The 18,895-nt window shown below is 71.7% G+C and carries 18 protein-coding genes; 8 read left to right on the plus strand and 10 right to left on the minus strand.

The features are described from left to right. Positions 1–22: 22 nt before the first annotated feature. On the plus strand, positions 23–559 hold the full coding sequence (locus tag AB0P29_RS08080) for a GNAT family N-acetyltransferase (RefSeq protein ID WP_363379339.1): 537 nt from the start codon (positions 23–25) through the stop codon (positions 557–559). A 16-nt stretch (positions 560–575) separates the two neighbouring features. Here the strand turns inward: AB0P29_RS08080 and AB0P29_RS08085 are convergent, their stop codons facing one another. After that, a complete protein-coding gene (locus tag AB0P29_RS08085) occupies positions 576–1,049 on the minus strand; it encodes a GNAT family N-acetyltransferase (RefSeq protein ID WP_363379340.1) in 474 nt (157 codons plus the stop codon). Next, the gene (locus AB0P29_RS08090) at positions 1,046–1,588 is read right to left on the minus strand and encodes a DUF1697 domain-containing protein (RefSeq protein ID WP_363379341.1); all 543 of its coding nucleotides are present in this window, start codon (positions 1,586–1,588) and stop codon (positions 1,046–1,048) included. The genes AB0P29_RS08085 and AB0P29_RS08090 overlap by 4 nt, the downstream gene beginning before the upstream one ends. A gap of 56 nt (positions 1,589–1,644) precedes the next feature. Between AB0P29_RS08090 and AB0P29_RS08095 the strand changes: the two genes are divergently transcribed. After that, positions 1,645–2,187, plus strand: a complete 543-nt coding sequence (locus AB0P29_RS08095; RefSeq protein WP_363379342.1) for a pyridoxamine 5'-phosphate oxidase family protein — start codon at positions 1,645–1,647, stop codon at positions 2,185–2,187. Here AB0P29_RS08095 and AB0P29_RS08100 read toward each other — a convergent pair. The 8 genes from AB0P29_RS08100 to AB0P29_RS08135 form a co-directional block, all read right to left on the minus strand. Then, entirely contained in the window at positions 2,184–4,682 is a 2,499-nt protein-coding gene (locus AB0P29_RS08100; RefSeq protein WP_363379343.1) for a DUF3516 domain-containing protein, read from the minus strand. The two genes, AB0P29_RS08095 and AB0P29_RS08100, sit on opposite strands and share 4 nt — an antisense overlap. Positions 4,683–4,799: 117 nt before the next feature. Beyond that, the gene (locus AB0P29_RS08105) at positions 4,800–5,972 is read right to left on the minus strand and encodes a glycoside hydrolase family 3 N-terminal domain-containing protein (protein WP_363379344.1); all 1,173 of its coding nucleotides are present in this window, start codon (positions 5,970–5,972) and stop codon (positions 4,800–4,802) included. Between the two features lie 239 nt (positions 5,973–6,211). After that, on the minus strand, positions 6,212–7,669 hold the full coding sequence (locus tag AB0P29_RS08110) for a cation acetate symporter (RefSeq protein ID WP_363379345.1): 1,458 nt from the start codon (positions 7,667–7,669) through the stop codon (positions 6,212–6,214). Beyond that, positions 7,666–8,031 (minus strand): hypothetical protein, encoded by a 366-nt coding sequence (locus AB0P29_RS08115; RefSeq protein ID WP_064003543.1) that lies wholly within the window; start codon positions 8,029–8,031, stop codon positions 7,666–7,668. The genes AB0P29_RS08110 and AB0P29_RS08115 overlap by 4 nt, the downstream gene beginning before the upstream one ends. Next, the gene (locus tag AB0P29_RS08120) at positions 8,028–8,747 is read right to left on the minus strand and encodes a LytTR family DNA-binding domain-containing protein (RefSeq protein WP_363379346.1); all 720 of its coding nucleotides are present in this window, start codon (positions 8,745–8,747) and stop codon (positions 8,028–8,030) included. The genes AB0P29_RS08115 and AB0P29_RS08120 overlap by 4 nt, the downstream gene beginning before the upstream one ends. Continuing rightward, entirely contained in the window at positions 8,744–9,931 is a 1,188-nt protein-coding gene (locus AB0P29_RS08125) for a histidine kinase (protein WP_363379347.1), read from the minus strand. The genes AB0P29_RS08120 and AB0P29_RS08125 overlap by 4 nt, the downstream gene beginning before the upstream one ends. Positions 9,932–9,954: 23 nt before the next feature. After that, positions 9,955–10,191, minus strand: a complete 237-nt coding sequence (locus AB0P29_RS08130) for a YbdD/YjiX family protein (RefSeq protein WP_363379348.1) — start codon at positions 10,189–10,191, stop codon at positions 9,955–9,957. 13 nt (positions 10,192–10,204) lie between these two features. Beyond that, entirely contained in the window at positions 10,205–12,463 is a 2,259-nt protein-coding gene (locus AB0P29_RS08135; RefSeq protein WP_363379349.1) for a carbon starvation CstA family protein, read from the minus strand. Between the two features lie 195 nt (positions 12,464–12,658). Between AB0P29_RS08135 and AB0P29_RS08140 the strand changes: the two genes are divergently transcribed. The 6 genes from AB0P29_RS08140 (at position 12,659) to AB0P29_RS08165 (ending at position 18,887) form a co-directional block, all read left to right on the plus strand. Next, a complete protein-coding gene (locus AB0P29_RS08140; RefSeq protein ID WP_217529952.1) occupies positions 12,659–12,967 on the plus strand; it encodes a GNAT family N-acetyltransferase in 309 nt (102 codons plus the stop codon). Between the two features lie 4 nt (positions 12,968–12,971). Continuing rightward, positions 12,972–13,943 carry a pirin family protein gene (locus tag AB0P29_RS08145; RefSeq protein WP_363379350.1) on the plus strand — a complete coding sequence of 324 codons (972 nt, stop codon included), beginning with the start codon at positions 12,972–12,974 and terminating at the stop codon, positions 13,941–13,943. Positions 13,944–13,988: 45 nt separating this feature from the next. After that, positions 13,989–14,540, plus strand: coding sequence for an ECF transporter S component (locus AB0P29_RS08150; protein ID WP_363379351.1), 552 nt, complete (start codon positions 13,989–13,991; stop codon positions 14,538–14,540). Between the two features lie 36 nt (positions 14,541–14,576). Then, complete coding sequence (locus AB0P29_RS08155; RefSeq protein ID WP_363379352.1) at positions 14,577–16,379, plus strand: ABC transporter ATP-binding protein; 1,803 nt, start codon at positions 14,577–14,579, stop codon at positions 16,377–16,379. Positions 16,380–16,420: 41 nt separating this feature from the next. Next, a complete protein-coding gene (locus tag AB0P29_RS08160; RefSeq protein ID WP_363379452.1) occupies positions 16,421–17,179 on the plus strand; it encodes an energy-coupling factor transporter transmembrane component T in 759 nt (252 codons plus the stop codon). A 163-nt stretch (positions 17,180–17,342) separates the two neighbouring features. Continuing rightward, positions 17,343–18,887, plus strand: coding sequence for an APC family permease (locus AB0P29_RS08165; RefSeq protein WP_363379353.1), 1,545 nt, complete (start codon positions 17,343–17,345; stop codon positions 18,885–18,887). The last annotated feature ends 8 nt before the right edge of the window (positions 18,888–18,895 follow it).

Raw genomic sequence — 18,895 nt, forward strand, 5'->3', positions numbered from 1 at the left:
ACGGCTGAGGCAGGATGGGGTCGTGAGTGTCACGCTTCGCCCGTGGGATACCGGTGATGCCTCCGCGCTGAACGAGGCATCACGCAGCGCCTCTGATCTGGCGACGCAGTTCGGAGGCATCGACCTGCCGAGCCGGGCAGCTGCTGAGGCGTTCATCGACCGATCCCTACGCTTCGACGAGTACGTGAAGAACTGGGCCGTCGTCGAGGACGGCATCGCCGTCGGCAACGTCGGAGCGGCTGCGATCGAGTTCCGGCACGAGACGGCGTGGATGTCCTACTGGCTCGCACCCGCTGCGCGCGGCAAGGGCTATGCGGCGGGCGCGCTCATCGCGGTGAGCGAGTGGGCCTTTGCGAACGGGCTGTACCGGCTCGAGCTCGGACATCGGGTGAACAACCCTGCGTCATGCCGAGTGGCGACGGCGGCGGGATTCCTCGCCGAGGGGATCGAGCGGGAGAAGCTCCGCTACGGCGAGGTTCGCTATGACGTCGAGACCCACGCGCGACTCGTCACCGACCCCGCTCCTGCAGCGAGACTCGTGCTGCCGATCGCGCACTGATCGCAATCCCGCGTTCTCACCGCACCATCCGCGCTTCCACGATTCCCGCCGTTCCCGGGTCGCTCTGCTCGGCGCCGTCGAAAGCGAAGCCGTTGCGGCGGTAGAACGCGATGGCCCGAGGATTCTCTTTCGCGACCCACAGCACCGCCGGACCCGGCGGGAGCACTCCGTCGAACAGCCTCTGCCCGATCCCCGCGCCGTGCTGCGCCGCCAGGACGTAGAGCATGTACAGCTGCGGGATTCCCTCATCGGAGATGCCCGACATCGCGAAACCGATCAGCTCGCCGCCGGCCTCCGCCGCCCGTACGACATGCTCCGGGCGCGAATCGGTGAGGATCCGCGTCCACATGCGACGCCGCCGGTCCAGGAGCTCTCCAGTGAAGAAATCGTCGGGGAGCAGATGCCCATACGTCTCACGCCACGTCGCGACGTGCAGCGCGGCGATCGCCTCGGCATCCGCTGCGACCGGCTCGCGGATCACGGCGCTCACGCGCCGCACCACTTCTCGGCGAGTGTCCCGATGACGTTCGCGTTCCGGTTCGTCGCGACACCCAGCAACGACGCGGCGCCCAGCGGATCGACCGCACCGTCCTGGTACCCGGGCTGCAGCAGCGCGTGCGCCGCGCGCCCCCGCACCACCATCCGACCGCGCCCGTCCGCACGACCCTCGTTGGCCGCGATCTGGGCCTCCGTGAGCTCGTCCTTCAGCAGGTAGACGTAGTGGCGCGCGAGCCCGGGGTTCGCATCATCCAGCTCACGCGTCTGTCGAGCGACCTCGCGGAACTCCGCGGTCGAGAACACGATGGTCGGGACCTCGAACCCGCGATCCGCGGCGAAGGCCGCCTCCAATGTCCGCTCGATCCGCTGGCGCGACCGCATCCGCGACTCGAAACGGACGTTGCCCGTGTTGATGTGGGTCGCGACATCCTCGAACCCGACACTCTCGACGACGCGCCGGATGTCGTCCTTCGGGAACACCCGCTTCGCCCCCAGGTTGATCGCACGCAGGAATGCCAGGTAGGTCGCCACGGGGTCAGTCTGCCCGCCCGCACCGACATCGTGACACCTCGGAGCAGGATGGGAGCATGAACGAGCTCACCCGGTGGCTCCGCGCCCAGCCGTCCCTCACCGGATCTCCGCCGCCGCTCGACCCCTCGGACCTCCCGGCCGATCCCATCACCCTCTTCGAGACGTGGATCCGCCACGCCGCCGACGCCGGTGTCGCCGAACCGCGCGCGATGACCCTCGCCACAGCGGATGCCGGTGGTCGCCCCGACGCGCGCACCCTCATCCTCAAAGGGGTCGATGCGAACGGCTGGCAGTTCGCCGGTCCGCGCTCGTCGGCCAAAGGCGCGCAGCTCGCCGAGAACCCCGCCGCCGCGCTGAACCTCTGGTGGCAGCCCGTCATGCGCGCCGTGCGCGTCCGCGGCGCCGTGCGCGAGGCCGCACCCGACGAGAGCGCGGCCGACATCGCCGGCAGTCCGGCCGGTGCGCTCCTCGCGCCCGGCGACTGGGTGCTCTGGCGCCTCGTCCCCGAGCGCATCGAGTTCTGGCAGGGCTCCCCCGACCGACGTCACACCCGCATCGTCTTCACACGCGACGGCGAGGATTGGACCCGCGAGCTCTAGAGCCGCAGGACCTCGGTCACCCGCACGACCGCAGCGCCCTCTTCGACGGATGCCTCGAGGTCGACCTCCGCGCGGATCCGCCAATCATGGTCGCCCGCCGGGTCGTCGATGATCTGCTCCACTCGCCACACCCCGTCGGACGCCGACGACTCGTCGATGACGCACAACGCGGGGCTGCGGGCCGCCCCGCCGGTGAGGATCTCGTCGTGATCGTCGAAGTACCGGTCGAGGACGTCGGGCCAGGCGGCATCCGGATCCAACTCGACCAGCGCATCGTCGTCCTGCAGCGCGGCCAACTGCACCCGGCGGAACATCTCGTTGCGCACCAGCACGACGAACGCTCGACGGTTCGTCAGCACCGACGGAGGTGCAGGCGGCACGACGGGAGCCTCGGGTTCGTCCGCCGGGTTCACGAGCGCATTCCACTCGTCGACGAGGCTCGAATCGACCTGGCGCACCAGCTCGCCGAGCCACTCGATCAGGTCGAGCAGGTCGTCGGTGCGCGCCTCCGCCGGCACCGTCTGCCGGATCGCCCGGTACGCATCGGACAGGTACCGCAGCACCAGCCCCTCGCTGCGCCCCAACTGGTAGAACGAGACGAACTCGCCGAATGACATCGCCCGCTCGAACATGTCGCGCACGACCGACTTCGGCGACAGCTCGAAGTCGCGCACCCACGGCTGACTCGACGCGAACGTCTCGTACGCCTGCGCCAGCAGCTCGGCCAGCGGCTTCGGCCACGTCACCGCCTCGAGCAGCTCCATGCGCTCGTCGTACTCGATGCCGTCGCGCTTCATCGCCGCGACGGCCTCGCCGCGCGCCTTGTACTCCTGCTGCGACAGGATCGCGCGCGGATCGTCGAGCGTCGCCTCGATCACGCTCACGACATCGAGCGCATAGTGCCCCGTCCCGGTCTCGCCGTCCTCCGGCGACAGCAGGTCGATCGCGGCGAGCGCGAACGGCGACAGCGGCTGGTTGAGCGCGAAGTTCGGCTGCAGGTCGACGGTGAGACGGATGCCGTCGCCGTCCGCCACGACGATGTCCGCCGCCACGAGGGTCCGGAACAACGCGATCGCCCGGCGGGCCAGCTCGTACTTCCGCGCGCGCGGCTCGTGGTTGTCGAAAACGAGTGACCGCACGTTCGCGAACACGTCGCCGCCGCGACCGATCACGTTGATGAGCATCGCCGAGGTCAGCTTCAACTGCGGCGACAGCGGTTCGGGTTCGGCCGCCACCAGACGCTCGAACGACCCCTCGCCCCAGTTGACGACCCCCGTCGGCGCCTTCTTGCGCACGATCTTCTTGCGCTTCGCCGCGTCGTCGCCCGCCTTCGCGAGCGCGACGGCGTTCTCGATCTCCCACTCGGGCGCCATCACCACGACACTGCCGTGGGTGTCGAAGCCCGCACGCCCCGCACGCCCGGCGATCTGGTGGAACTCGCGCGCCGACAGCTGCCGCATCTTCGTGCCGTCGTACTTCGACAGCGCCGTGATCATCACCGTCCGGATCGGCACGTTGATGCCGACGCCGAGCGTGTCGGTGCCGCAGATGACGCGGAGCAGCCCGCGCTGCGCGAGCGTCTCGACGAGCCGCCGGTAGCGCGGCAGCATCCCCGCGTGATGCACCCCGATGCCCGCGCGGACGAGCCGCGACAGCGTCTTGCCGAACCCGGTCGTGAAGCGGAAGCCGCCGATCGTCTCGGCGATCGCGTCGCGCTGCTCGCGCGTCGTGATCTTCACGCTCGACAGTGCCTGCGCGCGCTCGAGGGCGGCGGCCTGCGAGAAGTGCACGATGTAGACCGGGGCCTCGCCGTTCTCGAGCAGCCCCTCGAGAACCTCGTGCACGGGGCGGCGCGCGTACGAGAAGTCGAGCGGCACCGGGCGCTCCGCGCCGGCGATGTGCGCGACCGGTCGACCCGTGCGCCGCTCGAGGTCGGCCGAGATCGCCGACACGTCGCCGAGCGTCGCCGACATGAGCAGGAACTGCGCCTTCGGCAGGAGCAGCAGCGGCACCTGCCACGCCCACCCGCGGTCGGGATCGCCGTAGTAGTGGAACTCGTCCATCACGACCTGGTCGATCTGCGCGTCAGGGCCGAGGCGCAGCGCGCTGTTCGCCAGGATCTCGGCCGTGCAGCAGATGATCGGCGCGTCGGGGTTCACCGACGAATCGCCCGTGACCATGCCCACGGCATCCGGTCCGAAGATGTCGACGAGGGCGAAGAACTTCTCGCTGACGAGGGCTTTGATCGGAGCCGTGTAGTACGTGCGGCCGCCGCGGGCGAGGGATGCCGCGTGTGCCGCGACCGCGACGAGCGACTTGCCCGTGCCGGTCGGCGTCGCGAGGATCACGTGCGACCCGGACGCGAGTTCGAGGACCGCCTCGTCCTGAGCGGGGTACAGCTCGATGCCGCGCTCGATCGTCCATTCGAGGAAACCCTCGTACACCGCGTCGGGGGTCGACCCGACGGGGATGCGGTCCCGGAGCGTCGAGGTCATCCCTCGAGTCTGCCTCACGGGCGCCGGGACGGTGTGCCCGGTGCAGGTCGGATCGACGCCGCCGGCCGCCGATCGGGCGCGACCGGGCGTTTCGCCCTGCATCCGGCACGCGACGGGTCAGGGCATGTCGGCCTTCGCGGCGAGCACCCGCGCGGCCGCGGCATCCACCTGCGCCGCGAACCGCGGGTCGCTCTGCGCCTTCGCCAGCACGGCGTCGTACATGGCGGGGAAGACCGACGGTTTCGCCGACACCAGCACCACGTCGACACCTGCCGAGATCGCGTCGACGGCGCGCTCGGCCGGCGACCACGCCGACACCGCCATGGCGGCCGACAGGTCGTCCGAGAACAGCACGCCGTCGAACCCGACCTCGTCGCGCAGGACCTTCACCACCGTGGGCGAGAAGACCGCCGGCCTCGATCCGTCGATGCGGTCGTAGATCGCCGACGAGACCATGACGGCGCTCGGCCCCGCCTCGGTCAGCGGCCGGTACACGTCGACGTCGGGACCGTCCGGGGTCACCGTCGTGTCGACGACATCCGCCGCGGTGTCGGTGTTCGCCGTGACGTGGCCGAGGCCCGGGAAGTGCTTGAAGGTGGGCAGGATGCCGGCATCCCGCATCCCCTCGGCGAACGCACCCGCCTTCGCCGCCACCGTTTCAGCGTCGTAGCCGTACTGCCGGCCGTAGCCGCCGATGGGCGGGTTGTCGAAGCGGGTCGCCTCGCTCGTGACGATGTCGGCGACGGGGGCGAGGTCGAGGTTGACGCCCGCGTCGGCGAGCTCGCGGCCCCATTTCTCGGCGGACGCGCGCAGCTGCGCGTCGCGGAGGTCTGCCTGACGGATGCCGTAGGGCATCGCGTCGAACCCGGGACCCTGCAGCACCTGCACCTCGCCGCCCTCCTGATCCGTCGCGACCCACAGCGGCGCGCCGTCGGGGTGATCGAGCGCGGTGAACCTCGCGACGACGTCCGCGGTGGCGGAGACCCCGGTGCGCGACCGGCCGCTGAGGAAGATCCCACCCGCGTGGCGGTCGGCGACGGCGGCGAGGGTCACCGGGGACGCCTGCGTCGCCTTCGTGCCCACCATGAAGAGCTGGCCGACGCGCTGTTCGAGCGTGAGGGCGGCGACCGGGTCGGGGGACGGGGTTGCGGACGGGGTCGGCGTGGGGCCCGCGGACGGCGTGGCGGCCGCGGACGGGGACGACGACGGAGACGGTGACGCGGCGCACCCGCTGAGCAGAGACACGACCACGGCCGCACCGAGGACGGACCACCTCAAAGACCGACGCATGCGCACATTCTGCTCTCCCCCAACCGGGACGTGGCCGGTCGGAGCGATCGCATGGTCGTTCCGTGAGCAGCCCGCAGGGGCGGCGTCAGCCCGCACGACCCCGGTTCCGGCGGATCTGCGGGGCCGGGGCGGACGCGGAGACGGAAACCGCGGCGAGCCGTTCTTCGGAGAAAATGGGGCATCCAGCGCGTCGGCAGCCCTGACCCCGCAGAATCTCCGGAGAACGGCCCGCGGCCCGCTCAGCCGCGGCCGGGGGTGTGCAGCCGGGCGAGGTACGCGCCCGCCCGCACGGGCGCGCCGGCGCGGTCGGTGAGCGACACGACGACGGTGACGGCCGTCGCGAGCGGGATGGTCCAGGCCGCCGGCTGCGCGAGCAGCGGCGCCGCGAGCCCCACGCCTCCCACCGCCGCATGCACGGCGAACGCGACGGCGCACGCGACGCCGCCGGTCACCATGCCCACCACGGCGCCGCGCGCCGTCAACCGCGACCACCAGATCGACAGCAGCAGCACGGGAGACAGAGCGGATGCCGCGAACACGAACACGACTCCGACCGAGGCGACCAGCCCGGCCGGCGCCGTGAGCAGGGCGATCGCGAGCGGCACGACGGCGACCACGACGGCCGACAGACGGAACGAGCGAACCGAGCCCGAGAACACGTCCTGGCTGATGACCCCCGCGAGCGAGACGGTGAGCCCGGCGGAGGTCGCGAGGAACGCGGCGAACGCGCCGGCGACGACGAGCGCCGTCAGCAGCTCCCCCACGATGCCGGGGAACACCCGCGCGGGCAGCACGAGCGCGACCGTGTCGGCCACACCCGGCTGCGCGAGCTCGGGCGCGACCACCCGCGCGAGCAGCCCGATGACACTCGAGACGGCGTAGAAGACGCTGACCATGACGATGACGAGCACGGTCGTCCGCCGCGCGGACCCGCCGGTCGGGCTCGTGTAGAACCGCACCAGCACGTGCGGCAGGCCCATCGTGCCGAGCAGGAGCGCGAGCAGCAGCGACCCGGCCGCGTAGGCGTCGATGCCCGCGGGTCCCGCCTCGGCGGGAAAGACCACGAGGGGCTCGATCTCGCGCGCCCCGCCGTTCACGGCGAAGGTGATGAGCACGGCCGGCACGAGCAGCGCGGTCAGCTTCAACCAGTACTGGAACGCCTGCACGTAGGTGATCGCTCGCATCCCTCCGGCCGCCGCCGCGGCGGCGACGAGCACCGCGACGAGCACGGCGCCGACCCACGGCGGGATGTCGGCGACGACCTGCAGCGTGATCCCCGCCCCGTGCAGCTGCGGCACGATGTACAGCCACCCGATGAGCAGGCAGGCGGCGCTCGTCACCCGCCGCGCGAGGCGCGAGTCCAGCCGTGCCTCGATGAAGTCGGGGATCGTGTACGCCCCGCTCCGCCGCAGCGGGGCCGCCACGAACAGCAGCACGAGCAGGTACCCCGCCGCGTACCCGATCGGGAACCAGAAACCCTCCGCCCCGCTCAGCAGCACGAGCCCCGAGAGCCCGAGGAACGTCCCCGCCGAGAGGTACTCGCCGCTGATCGCCGACGCGTTCCACACGGGGCGGACGGTGCGGGATGCCACGAAGAAGTCGCTCGTCGTGCGCGAGACCCGCAGCCCGTAGGCCCCGATCAGGACGGTCGCGCCCACGACGGCCGCGACGGCGAGCAGGTCGAGCACCGCGTTCATGCGCCCTCGTCGCGGAGCGCGCGCCAGCGGCGCTCGTTGCGGTTCGCCCCGCGCAGGTAGAGCACCGCGAACCCCGCGATCACGGGATAGAACCCGAAGGCGTGCAGCAGCCACGACAGCGGCACCCCCAGCACGACGATCTCGTCCAGTTCGGGGATGAGGGTGATGGCCAGCAGCAGCGCGACGGTCACCGTCACGAACCCGAGCAGCGTCCCGAGCGCGAGCCGCAGCTGCGAGCGCCGCAGGGCGCGCGCGTACGCCGCCTCGGCGTCGTCGACGGGCGCGCCCGGCAGCGCGATGCCGCGCGTGGGCGCACCGGGCCGCCCCGATCCCGCGGTGACGCGCACCCGCTCGCGGGTCACGACCCCGCCCGCCCGACGAGCGCCTCGCGGACGGCGGGCAGCAGCCGCCGGCTCACCGGCAGCGCGGTCCCGTCGACCCAGACCGTCGGTTCGGCCCCCGCGAGCCGGACCTCGGTGACGGATGCCGCCCGCACGAGGAACGAGCGATGGATGCGGACGAAACCGGCATCCGCCCACCTCGTCTCGAGCTCGGAGATCGGGATGCGGACGAGGTGCCCGGAGGCGGCGTCGGTGTGGAGGCGCGTGTAGTCGCCCTCGGCCCGCACCCAGCGGACGTCGCGGCGGTGCACGAACCGCACCGCCGACCCGACGGTCACGGGCAGCACCTCGTCGCTCTCGGCGGGGCGATCGCTCTCGGTGATGCGGTCGACGGCGCGACGCAGCCGCTCGACCCGGACGGGCTTGAGCAGATAGTCGAGCGCCTGCAGTTCGAACGCGTCGACGGCGTGCGCGTCGTCGGCGGTGACGAACACGACCGCCGGAAGGGACGCGAGCCCGCGGAGGGCCGTCGCGAGCTCGAGTCCCGAGAGCCCGGGCATGTGGATGTCGAGGAACGCGGCGGCGACCGGCCGCTCGGTGAGCAGTCGCAGCGCCTCGGCGCCCGACGACGCCGTCAGCACCTCGCCGATCCGGTCGTCGGCGCGCAGCAGGAAGGCCAGTTCGTCGAGCGCCGGCTTCTCGTCGTCGGCGACGAGGACGTCGATCACGGCGCTCATCCCTCTTCCCGGGTGAGGTGGTGCGGCTGCGACTTCGGGATCCGCATGCGCACGAGGGTACCGGCGCCCGGCGCCGTCTCGACGACGAGTCCGCCCTCGGCGCCGTACAGCTGGCGCAGCCGCGTGTCGACGTTGCGCAGGCCGACGTTGCGACCGTCGGCGGCGCTCGTGAGCAGCGCGTGCAGCTCGTCGGGGTCCATGCCCGCACCATCGTCCTCGACGGTGATCTCGGTGTGGGTCGCGGCGTCCTCCGACGCGATCAGGATCGTGCCGCCGCCCTCCCCCGGCTCGAGCCCGTGCCGGACGGCGTTCTCGACGAGGGGCTGCACCGACAGGAACGGGATGACGGTGGCGAGCGTCTCGGGCGAGATCCGCAGCGTCACCGACAGCCGTCCGCCGAAGCGCGCGTGCTCGAGTTCGAGGTAGGAATGGATGCTGCGCAGCTCCTCGGCGAGCGTCGTGAACTCCCCCTGGCGCCGGAACGAGTACCGCGTGAAGTCGGCGAACTCGAGCACCAGTTCGCGGGCGCGCGGCGGGTCGGTGGAGATGAACGAGGCGATCGCGGTCAGCGCGTTGTAGATGAAGTGCGGCGAGATCTGGGCGCGGAGCGAGCGCAGCTCGGCCTCGGCGAGCGCCGCCCGCGACGCGTCGAGCTCACCGAGCGTGGCCTGCGCCGCGCACCAGTCCGCCACCTCCCCCGCCGCGCGCACGAGCGCCGCCCGGACGGGCGCGGCGAAGGCGACGAGCACGCCCGAGACCCGCCCGTCCACGCGGATCGGCGCGCCGACCGCCTCGAGCCCGTCGCCGCCGTCGGCGCGGGGGAAGATGCGGCGCTTGCCCGTCTCGGTCACCTGCGCGGCGATGCGGCGGGCCGCGGCATCCAATCCCTCGGTCTGCCCGTCACGGGCGACGATGACGTCGCCGACGACGAGGACGATCGCGGGACTGCCGAGCACCGCCCGCAGGTGCTTCGCGGCGCGGGCGACGTCGGCGGTGTCGAGCCCGCCGCGCAGGTGCGGCGCGGCGAGGCTCGCCTGGTGCAGTGCGCGGTAGGTGGCCTCCTCCGCCTCGCTGCCGAGCCCGCCCGCGCCGCGGGCGTAGCGTCGCGCGAGCAGCAGTACGGCCGACAGCACGATGCCGCCGACCACGCCGAGCAGGGCGGCGAGGACGACGGCATCGGTCATGCGACGAGCCTAGATCGCGGGCGTCAGCAGCAGCGGGCGCCCGGGTTGCGGTCCTGGTCGTCCATCTTCTGACGCCAGAACTGCCGCTCGGTCATCGGTTCCTCCCCGGGGTGCACACGCCGGTGGTGGGCGACGTAGGTGCCATAGGCGCTGTCGCCCATGAGGTTCGTCATGTACCAGCGGACACCGCGGCCCGCCCGCACGACGAGGTCGAGCATCGCCCGCATCGGCGAGACCGCGGCATCCGTCCGAGTACTCATTTCCGGGGCCCTCTCAGTGCCGGTTCGCCGCGCGCTCGTCGGCGAGGATCGGCTCCCACTGCTTGTCGAGCTCGCGCTCGGACGGAGTGGCGATGAAGCCGGCCGGGGCGAAGCGGCGCGAGGGCACCGGCTCGTCCTCGTGGTTCTCGCCGCCGCGGCGGATCGCGGTGATCGTGACCGCCACCGCGGCGATGATCACGATGATCGCGAGGGTCACGAACACGATCGACAGGGTGCCCTGCACGAAGGTGTTGCGGATGACGGCGCCCATGACCTCGGGGGTGCCGAGGGTCGTGTCGCCGGCGGCGAGCGCGTCGCGGTAGCGGAAGTGGTTCGACCAGTATCCGATCGCCGGGTTGGGCGAGAAGATCTTGTAGGCCGACGCGGTGATCGTCACGACCGCGGCGAACGCGAGCGGCAGGGCGACGATCCACAGCCACTTCACGAACGACGGGCCGCGCTTGGCGATGATCGCGAGGACCACGGCGAGCGCGATCGCGGCGAGAAGCTGGTTGGCGATGCCGAACAGCGGGAAGAACGTGTTGATGCCGCCGAGCGGGTCGGTGACGCCGAGGATGAGGATCGCTCCCCAGCCGGCGACCATGATCGCCGTCGTGATCCACACGCCCGGGCGCCACGAGACGTCGCGGAACTTGGGGACCCAGTGGCCGATCGAGTCCTGCAGCATGAAGCGCGCGACGCGGGTACCGGCATCCACCGCCGTGAGGATGAACAGCGCCTCGAACATGATGGCGAAGTGGTACCAGAACGCCATCATGGCGGGGCCGCCGAGGGCCTGCTGCATGATGTGCGCGAGGCCGAGCGCGAGGGTCGGCGCACCGCCGGTGCGCGAGACGATCGACTCCTCGCCCACCGCGGCCGCCGTGCTCGTGAGTATCTCGGGGGTGAGGTTCACCCCGGTGATGCCGAGCGAGTTCACGAACGCGACCGCACCTTCGACGGTGCCCTGCGTGGCCGCGGCCGACGCGTTCATCGCGTAGTAGATGCCCTGGTCGATCGAGATCGCGGCGACGAGGGCCATGATCGCGACGAAGGACTCCATGATCATGCCGCCGTAACCGATGAAGCGGGTCTGGCGCTCCTTCTCGACGAGCTTCGGCGTCGTCCCCGACGAGATGAGCGCATGGAAGCCCGACAGGGCACCGCAGGCGATCGTCACGAACAGGAACGGGAAGAGGGGACCGGCGAACACCGGCCCGGTGCCTTCGAGCGCGAAGTCGGTGACCGCCGGCACGGTGATCTCGGGGCGCACGAGCACGATGGCGCCGGCGAGCATCACGATGACGCCGATCTTCATGAAGGTCGACAGGTAGTCGCGCGGGGCGAGCAGCAGCCAGACCGGGAGGACCGCGGCGATGAAGCCGTAGATGATGATGCCCCAGGCGATCACGGTGCGGTCGAGCTGCAGGAACTCCTGTCCCCACGCGGTCTCGGCGACCCAGCCACCGGCGACGATGGCGGCGATCAGGAGGACGAAGCCGATGATCGAGACCTCGGTGACCTTGCCGGGGCGGAGGTACCGCAGGTACAGCCCCATGAACAGGGCGATCGGGATGGTCATCGAGACGGAGAAGACACCCCACGGGCTCTCGCCGAGTGCGTTGACGACGACGAGGGCGAGGATCGCGACGATGATCAGCATGATCAGCAGCGACGCGATGATCGCGGCGGTGCCGCCGATGCGGCCGAGCTCCTGACGGGCCATCTGGCCGATGGTGCGACCGCCGCGGCGCATCGAGAAGAAGAGCACGGTGTAGTCCTGCACGGCGCCGGCGAGGACGACACCCACGATGATCCAGATCGTGCCGGGGAGGAAGCCCATCTGCGCCGCGAGGACGGGGCCGACGAGCGGGCCCGCGCCGGCGATGGCGGCGAAGTGGTGGCCGTAGAGCACCCGACGGTCGGTCGGGACGTAGTCCTTGCCGTCCTGCTTGACCTCGGCGGGGGTGGCGCGCCGATCGTCGGGACGCAGGAGGTGCTTCTCGATGACCTTCGAGTAGAAGCGATAGCCGATGAGGTAGGTGGCGACGGCCGCGAACACGAACCAGATCGCGTTGACGGTCTCACCGCGGACGATGGCGAGCATCGTCCAGCCGAGACCGCCGGCGAGGGCGATGGCGGCCCAGACGACGATCTTCAGCGGCGTCCAGCGGCCGTCCTTGGTCTTCTGCTCCTCGGTGAGGGCGACGGGGGGAAGGGAGGGATCGGGTTCGAGCGTGGCGGCCTTGCCACGGCGCGACGGTGCAGACATGGGCGACTCCTTCAGGGCGCGTCTTTGCGTACACGACAGGGTAAGAAGAGGGATGCCGCGCCTCTCCGCTCGGACGGGTGCCGCTGCGACGAGCGGCGCGACCGGCGCGACGAACGGCACGGGCGGAGGCGCGGGGTCCTGGCGGGAAGACGCACGGGCCGCATACGGTTGACCCACACGACAGAGGGGGTCCCCGTGGCACACGACGCCGCACCGACGGTCACGCGCAACGACGAGAAGAACCGCTACGAGATCCACGTCGACGGCGCGGTCGCCGGGTACACGCTCATCACGACCGACGACGCCGGTCGCACGGTCATGCCCCACACCAAGGTCGACCCCGCCTACAAGGGCCAGGGTCTCGGCAAGATCCTTGTCTCCGAGGCGCTCGCCGACCTCGCGCGACGCGACGCCGAGGTCGTCCCGACGTGCCCGTTCGTCGCCGGGTACCTCGAGAGCAACGACGTTCCCGGCCTCACCGTCGTCTCACCCGACGCGGAGTGACCGGATGACCCGCCTCGACGCCGATCCCACCGAGACAGTCGACGCCCCGGCATCCTGCGACGGCCCGCGTTCCGTCCTGTTGACCTCGCGAGAGGTGCCCCTCGGCGGGGTGCGGGGCATGCAGGTGCACCGCGCGCTGCCGCAGCGCGAGCTGCCGATGGTGGGCGCCTGGTGCTTCCTCGACCGGTTCGGGCCGCAGGTCACGACGATGCGGGTCGAACCGCACCCGCACATCGGGCTGCAGACGGTGACGTGGCCGTTCGCGGGCGAGACGCGGCACCGCGACACGATCGGCTCCGACGTCGTCATCAAGCGCGGACAGCTGAACATCATGACGAGCGGCGCCGGCATCGCGCACTCCGAGTACTCGATGGGCGACGAGCCGTCCGTCACCGACGCGCTCCAGCTCTGGGTGGCCCTGCCCGAGTCGCGCCGGCACGGCGGGCCGGACTTCGAGCGGCACACCGATCTGCCGATCGTCGAACTCGGCGAGGGCGCGGCGGCCGTCGTCGTGGTCGGCGAGCTCGCCGGCATCCGCTCCCCCGCCACCGTGTACACGCCCATCGTCGGCGCGGAGGTCTTCATCCCGGCCGGTGCTCGCATCCGGATCCCGCTGAACCCCGCGTGGGAGCACGCGATCGTCGGGGTCGACGGTGCGCCGCTCGTGCACTCCGCCGACGAGCCCGTCGCCCTCGGCGACAACGACCTGCTCTACCTCGGCGTCGGGCGCGAGCGGATCGAGATCGCCGCGCCCACCGACGTCACGGTGTTCCTGCTCGGCGGCGAGCCGTTCGAGAGCGACATCGTCATGTGGTGGAACTTCGTCGGGCGCAGCCACGAGGAGATCGTCGCCGCGCGTGAGGAGTGGGAGGCGGACACCCCCCGCTTCGGGCACGTCGTCACCCACGGCGACGAGCGCATCCCGGCCCCGCCGCTGCCCACCGTCCGACTGACGAAGCGGCGTCGTCGGGACTGATTTTGCACGGCCGGGGCCCTCTCGGGCGTGGATAGCCTTGAATCCGTGACCCGCACACTCCTCTCGACGCGCGTGCTGCTGGTGTGCGCCGCGCTCGGAGTCGCGACGGGTCTGCTGGGCGGCGTGGCCGGGGCGATCACCCCACTCGTGCTCGCCGCCGCACCGTGGGCCTACGGCCTCGTGCTCGGGTCGCACGTGCTGCCGGGGATCATCGCGCAGCAGGTGTTCCGGCTGCCCCTGGTCGCCCTGACGACGCACGTGCTCGCCGCGCTCGTCGCGAGCGCCGTCAACCCGGCGTGGATCGGGCGGTTCCTCGGGACGGCACTCCTGTTCGGCGCGATCCAGGAGGGCGTCGCCGCGCTGACGCGGTACCGCTCGTGGGGGGCGTGGCGCTTCTTCGCCGCCGCTCTCGTCATCGGGGTCCTCGTCGCCGTCGTCGTGTTCTTCGCGGCGAACCTCGGAAAGCTCGCGGCGTGGGCGCAGATCGCCTACCTCGTCATCGCGCTCGCCGGTCCGGTCGTGTGGACGGCGGCCGGCCTCGGCGTGGGCGAGAGCCTGCGCCGCGCGGGCGTGGCGCGAGGAGTTAGGGCAGGCTAAGCTAAGGCCGACCCGCCCTCCTCGTTTGGACCGTCCGTGAGCCCTGCCGCCTCCGACCCCACCACGGCGCAGGCGCCCCGCGACGATCGGCCGCCCACGCCGCTGCTGCGCGTGCGTGGAGTCGCGATCACCCACGAAGGAGCGGATGCCGCGGTCCCGGCATCCGTCACGTTCGACATCGCCCCCGGCGAGGTCGTCCTGCTGCTGGGACCCAGCGGTTCGGGCAAGTCCACCCTCGCCCTCGCGACCAACGGCCTGATCCCGCAGGCGGTGCCGACGACCCTCACCGGCGAGGTCGCCGTGCGGGGGCGCGCCACGGCCACGACGCCCGTCGCACAGCTCGCGGCGCACGTCGGCATGGTGTTCCAGGACCCCGACGCGCAGCTGATCACCGGCACGGTCTTCGACGACGTCGCCTTCGGCCCCGAGAACCTGCGGATGCCGGTGGCCGACGTCCTCGCGCGCACCGAAGCCGCACTGCGCCAGGTCGGACTGTGGGAGCGCCGCGGCGAGAACCCGGACCGGCTGTCGGGCGGCGGCAAGCAGCGCTTGGCGATCGCGTGCGCGCTGGCGATGGGGTCGGAGCTGCTGGTCCTCGACGAACCCACCGCGAACCTCGACCCGGCCGGGATCGAGGACGTCTACGACGCGCTGCGCGCGGTCGCCGCCGAGGGTCGCTCGATCCTGCTGGTCGAGCACAACCTCGACGCCGCCGTCGGCCTCACCGACCGCGTCGTCGTGCTCGACGCGGAGGGCCGCACGGTCGCCGACGGCCCCGTCGACGCGGTGCTGCGGGGCCGCGCCGAGGAGCTCGAGGCGATCGGCGTCTGGCTGCCGGTCTCGACGATGGCCGCCCTCGCCCTGCGGCGAGCCGGGTGGGACCTCCCCCGCACGCCGCTGACCCCTGCGGAGCTGACGGAGGCGCTCGAGGCGGCGGAGGCGCCCGGTCGCGCCCGCGGCGGACCGTTCTCCGGATCGATGGGTCCGTCGGTGTCCGATGACATGCCGACGGCAGCATCCGTCCGGAGTAACGAGCGCACCGCGGTAGAGGTGCGCGGGCTCACCCTCCGGCGCGGGCGGCGCACCGTGCTGCACGGCGTCGATCTGACGGTGCGGGCGGGCGAGTTCGTCGTCGTCGTGGGGGCGAACGGCGCGGGCAAGACGACGCTCGTGCAGGCGATGGCGGGGGTCATCCCGCCGCCGCGCGGCACGGTGCGGGTCGACGGGGTCGACGCGTCGCGCACCGGCCTGCGCGAGTTGTCGCGCCGGATCGGCTTCGTCTTTCAGAACCCCGAGCACCAGTTCATCGCGCACACGGTCTTCGATGAGCTCGCGCACGGCCTGCGCGGACGCGGACTCGGCGAGGCCGAGATCCACGCGCGCACCACCGCGATGCTCGAGCGCTTCGGCCTCGAGGGCAAGGCCGACGTGCACCCGTTCCTGCTGTCGGGCGGCCAGAAGCGGCGCCTCTCGGTCGGGACGGCGCTCATCGCGGGAGCCCCGATCCTCGCCCTCGACGAGCCGACGTTCGGACAGGACCGCGCCCGCGCCGACGAGCTGCTGCGGCTGCTGCGCGACCTCAACGAGGCGGGCACGACGATCGTCGTCGTCACGCACGACATGCAGCTGGTCGCCGAGTACGCACATCGCACGGTCGTCGTCCACGACGGCCGGATCCGAGCGGATGCCGCCACCGCCGACGTGTTCGCCGACGAGACGCTCCTGCGCGAGAGCGGTCTGCGCCGCCCGGCGCTGCAGGAGGCGCTGCGGGGCGTGACGCGGCATCCCGGACTCGCCGGCGTGACGTCGCTGCGCGCCCTGAGCGGAGGCGCGTCGTGACCGCCGTCGCCGATCCGTACACCGGCGCCCCCGCCCGGGGCATGCTCGGCCGCATCGGCCCGCTCGCCAAGCTCGCAGCTCCCCTGCCGGCGATGGTGGCCCTCGTCTTCTCGCGCGATCTGGTCACCCCGCTCGTCTTCCTCGCCCTCGCGTACCTCGTGATCCTCACCGGCACCCGCGTGTCGGTGCGGGTCGCGGCGCTGCTGCTTCTCGGCATCCCGATCGGAGCGTCCGCGATCGGTCTGTCGCTGGGACTGTGGGTCGACCGGGACCTCGTCGACGGCACCGCGCCGATCCTCTCGGTCGGATCCTGGACCCTCTACTCGGGCGCCGTCGAGGTCGGGCTCGCGACGGGGGCGCGCCTCGCGGCGATCCTCGCGCTCGGGCTCATCGCAGGGCTCACGACCACGGGGCCCGACCTCGTCCGCGCGACCGTGCAGCAGCTGCGTGTGCCGTACCGCATCGGCTACGCCGCGCTCGCGGCGATCCGGTTCGTGCCGCGGTTCGGGTACGAGCTCGAAGTGATCCGGCAGGCGCACCGGGTGCGCGGCGCGCACGGCGGGCGCGGGCCGTTCGCCGCGATCGCCCGCTGGGCGGGTTACGTCGTGCCGCTGCTGGCCGGCGCGATCCGGCACGCCGAGCGGGTGGCGCTCGCGATGGACGCCCGCGCGTTCGGCGCCCACCGCGACCGCACCGAGCGGTACCTGCTGCCGTGGCGAGCGCGCGACACGGTGTTCATGCTCGTCTTCTGGGCGGTCTCCGCTGTGGTCCTGACGGCCCTGTTCCCCTGGGGCGTCTGAGCCTCCCCCCTCCCGCGCGGGCACCTGCGGCGCACTGACACCGGGTCTCCTGCGGCGTGGAACGCCGGTGCTAGGGTGAGGCCACTTCCCGCTCAGGACGGCGACGGCGCCGCCCGGGTACCCGGCCGCGGGAAGGCGGATCGCTTTCCCTGAGGAGGTCGGCGTGACCACGACGCCTGTGCATCTGACCCGTCCGGACGGCAAGGGCCTCGCGCGCGGCACCCTGGGCCTGTGGGGCTCGACCGTCATCGGCCTCGCCTCGACCGCACCGGTGTACTCGCTCGTCGCGACGCTCGGCTACGTCGTCCTCGCCGTCGGGGGGCAGGCGCCGATCGCGTTCGTGATCGCCTTCATCCCGATGCTGCTCATCGCCTTCGCCTACCGCGAGCTCAACAGCGACGTGCCCGACTGCGGCACGACGTTCACGTGGGGGACGAAGGCGTTCGGTCCCTGGGTGGGCTGGATGGGCGGCTGGGGCGTCGCGATCGCCGGGATGATCGTGCTCGCGAACCTCGCCCAGGTCGCCTCGATCTACTTCTGGGCCCTCCTCGGGCAGGAGTTCGAGGAACCGAACGACTGGCGGATCGTCCTCGTCGCGGTCGCCTTCATCGCCGCGATGACGTACGTGTCGTGGCGCGGCGTCGAGATCGGCGAGCGCATCCAGAACGTGCTGCTCGGCATCCAGTACCTCGCCCTCATCGTCTTCGTGATCGCGGCGCTCACCCAGTTCTTCTCCGGCTCGGCCCCGAACCCGACCCCGTTCGACTGGCAGTGGCTGAACCCGTTCGCCTTCGGCGAGTGGGGCGGGTTCATCGAGGCGATCCTGCTCGCGATCTTCATCTACTGGGGGTGGGACACCTGCCTCGCCCTCAACGAGGAGACGAAGGACCCCAAGCGCATCCCGGGCCTCGCCGCCCTCCTCACCTGCGTGCTGCTGCTGGTCACCTACGTCTCGGTCACGATCGCGGCGATGATGTACGCCGGCATCGGCGAGGACGGCACGGGCCTCGGCAACGTCGACAACGCCGATGACTTCTTCCTCGCGATCAAGGACGGGCTGCTCGGCCCGTGGGGCTGGCTGCTCGTGGTCGCCGTCCTCATCTCGGCGGTCTCGTCGACGCAGACGACGATCCTCCCGACGGCGCGCGGCACGCTCGCGATGGGCGTGTACCGCGCCCTGCCGGCGAAGTTCAAGGACGTCCACCCGCGCTACAAGACGCCGTCGTTCTCGACCCTGGTCATGGGCGTCGTGGCGAGCGTCTACTACGTCGTCATGACCTCGCTCAGCGACGCGATCCTGCAGGACACGATCCTCTCGCTCGGCCTCGCGATCGCGTTCTACTACGCGATCACCGGTTACGCCTGCGTCTGGTACTTCCGCAACGACCTGTTCCGCTCCGCGCGCGACACCTGGTTCAAGGGCGTGTTCCCCCTCGTCGGCGCCCTCATGCTGACCTACGCCTTCATCCAGTCGGCGATCGACATGCTGAACCCCGACTACGGCTACTCGGGCACGCTGCTCGGCGTCGGATCGACCTTCGTCGTCGGCATCGGCGCGCTCGGCCTCGGCGTCGTGCTCATGCTCGTGTGGTTCCTCTTCCCGCGCTCGAAGCGGTTCTTCCGCGGCGAGAGCCTCAACCGCGAGACCCCCGTGCTCGTCCCCGACGACACGAGCACCCTCCCCCGCTCCATCGACGGCGGCATCTGACCGCCCGG

This window comes from Microbacterium sp. NPDC080220 (assembly GCF_040686395.1).
In the GTDB taxonomy this organism is placed as follows: domain Bacteria; phylum Actinomycetota; class Actinomycetes; order Actinomycetales; family Microbacteriaceae; genus Microbacterium; species Microbacterium gawkjiense.

Bases quoted from the DNA above. Each gene is read 5' to 3' on its own strand.
- AB0P29_RS08095 (WP_363379342.1), top strand. From the start codon at position 1,645: ATGAACGAGCTCACCCGGTGGCTCCGCGCCCAGCCGTCCCTCACCGGA.
- AB0P29_RS08110 (WP_363379345.1), bottom strand. From the start codon at position 7,669: ATGAACGCGGTGCTCGACCTGCTCGCCGTCGCGGCCGTCGTGGGCGCG.
- AB0P29_RS08145 (WP_363379350.1), top strand. From the start codon at position 12,972: ATGACCCGCCTCGACGCCGATCCCACCGAGACAGTCGACGCCCCGGCA.
- AB0P29_RS08125 (WP_363379347.1), bottom strand. From the start codon at position 9,931: ATGACCGATGCCGTCGTCCTCGCCGCCCTGCTCGGCGTGGTCGGCGGC.
- AB0P29_RS08120 (WP_363379346.1), bottom strand. From the start codon at position 8,747: ATGAGCGCCGTGATCGACGTCCTCGTCGCCGACGACGAGAAGCCGGCG.
- AB0P29_RS08135 (WP_363379349.1), bottom strand. From the start codon at position 12,463: ATGTCTGCACCGTCGCGCCGTGGCAAGGCCGCCACGCTCGAACCCGAT.
- AB0P29_RS08130 (WP_363379348.1), bottom strand. From the start codon at position 10,191: ATGAGTACTCGGACGGATGCCGCGGTCTCGCCGATGCGGGCGATGCTC.
- AB0P29_RS08105 (WP_363379344.1), bottom strand. From the start codon at position 5,972: ATGCGTCGGTCTTTGAGGTGGTCCGTCCTCGGTGCGGCCGTGGTCGTG.
- AB0P29_RS08160 (WP_363379452.1), top strand. From the start codon at position 16,421: ATGCTCGGCCGCATCGGCCCGCTCGCCAAGCTCGCAGCTCCCCTGCCG.
- AB0P29_RS08100 (WP_363379343.1), bottom strand. From the start codon at position 4,682: ATGACCTCGACGCTCCGGGACCGCATCCCCGTCGGGTCGACCCCCGAC.